We start from the raw sequence: 1,848 nt of genomic DNA on the forward strand, positions 1-1,848 counted from the left end.
TAACATAATAATTAAGCGAGGCTTAAATGACTATTAACCCTGTAGAAATAATATCGAATAATGCAGAAATAACTGATTGCTTTATTCTCGGTTTAAAAAGTGGAGAATCATTAAAAGTAAAAGTTCTTCATATTGATAAAGATCAACAGACTATTCTTGTATCAATTCGCGTATTCATAGAAGGTGAATCAATTGGACTAATCTCTTTTGATAAAATTGAGTCACTTGAGCCAATCCAAGAAGAACCTTATATAGATACTATTGATGATCAATTAAGACGCGTCCCTATGGGCAAGTATTTAATGGTTTGGGGACATTTTGGTGGTTCAATAAATGCACGTTGCGAACAAGGAGAACTTAAAAGTATTGATTGGAAGCACCGTACAATACTTTTGCGCAGCAGAGTTTATGAAGGCCGGGAAGATACGGTGTACATTGATAAAATTGATTATATAGATGAGTCACGAGAAGGCTCAGGAGCACGAGGCCCAGCTGTAGCCCCAGACTGGTACAAAGGTGCTGATGGAAAATGGCGCAAAAATGGACGTGAATATGAAGGCTGATTTTACTGCAGTTTTCCCTAAAGAAAGACTGTATAACATGACCTAAAGTCACCTCCTTTTAAATAAAAAGCCGACTAACGAAAAGTCGGCTTTTTTAGCATTTAAACCAATTTACTTAGAAGTCGAGCAATACGACTTACTTTGGTTTTTCTCTATTACATTTAAAAACTTAGTGGCAAAAGTATTGCTCTGGCGTAATGCATCGCGATGATCTCCACCATCAATCGTTTGATAGATGGTTGGTTTTTTTAATTTACATAGCTGCTGGTAATAAGCAGATGTCCCTCTAGAGTCGACTAAATGATCTTTAGAACCCTGAACAATCATTAATGGCACGGTAGGCACCAGATTTTCAATGGACTGTTGTTTTAGATAAGCCAAAAGAGGTTTTAAATCAGCATCAGATCGAAATATGCTAGAAGGAGATTTCTTCAAATCAGATTGAAGTTCAGATAAACAACGACTGCGCCCTTGAGTCAGTACTGCGTTCATTTCTGGACTGACTAAATTTTCAGGAACAATACTTGGTTCTGCTGCTTGTGCTCCTAATAACACAATCGGGAAAAATGCTGCCACACTAGGTTCTGGGTTTGGATTACTCCGCACATATTCTGCGATGCCCTCATATTGATAGCCACCTGGCGCAAGAGCAATTGCCCCTTTTAAATCCAGTTCAGGCGCATCTTTTTGACCATAGGCAGACACTGCAATTGCCGCAGCCCCGCCTTGACTATGTCCCATCACCAACCACTGTTTATTAAAACTCTTGGGCTTAAGCAAATGTAATGCACGCACTGCATCGACCACCGTATGCAATTGGCTCTTTGCATTCATATAGGGATGCCCACCCGGTGTACCTAAACCTTGATAATCAGGTGCAACAACTGCATAGCCACGTGCAAGCCAACCATCTAAAGCTTTAGAAGCAACTTCTTGATATGAATGAACTGGCCCACCAACATAATCACCCGAAGGTGCACAAGTATCAGCAACTCCAGTCGTACCATGCGCCCAAGCCAATATCGGCCAGCCATTTTTTGGCGGTGTGCCTTTAGGTAATAAAATAAAAGCCGATGTCACAATGGGCTCGCCCTGAATACCTCGACTACGATAATTGATCAACAACCGCTGATCAGCATGAGGAAATAAATCCGTCACATCTTGCCGCTCTAAAGACAGTATTGAACCCGGTTTGTCGCTCACAATTTGCTTACTCAAATCTGTAATTGGAGCAGCCATAGCAGAGCCAGACACCAAACAAGCGCTACTAAATAAAATTTTTAAA

The 1,848-nt window shown here is 40.6% G+C and carries 1 protein-coding gene and 1 pseudogene; one reads left to right on the forward strand and one right to left on the reverse strand.

What is annotated here, in order from left to right:
• Positions 1–516: 516 nt before the first annotated feature.
• Positions 517–609: pseudogene (locus tag NL42_RS17745) on the forward strand (hypothetical protein); the annotation flags it as partial.
• Between the two features lie 65 nt (positions 610–674).
• On the opposite strand, the gene NL42_RS17750 reads toward NL42_RS17745, so the two are convergent.
• Positions 675–1,848: alpha/beta fold hydrolase (locus NL42_RS17750; RefSeq protein ID WP_461313760.1), on the reverse strand; the 1,174-nt coding region annotated here is incomplete at its 5' end.

It is taken from the genome of Acinetobacter sp. GN11 (assembly GCF_054823985.1).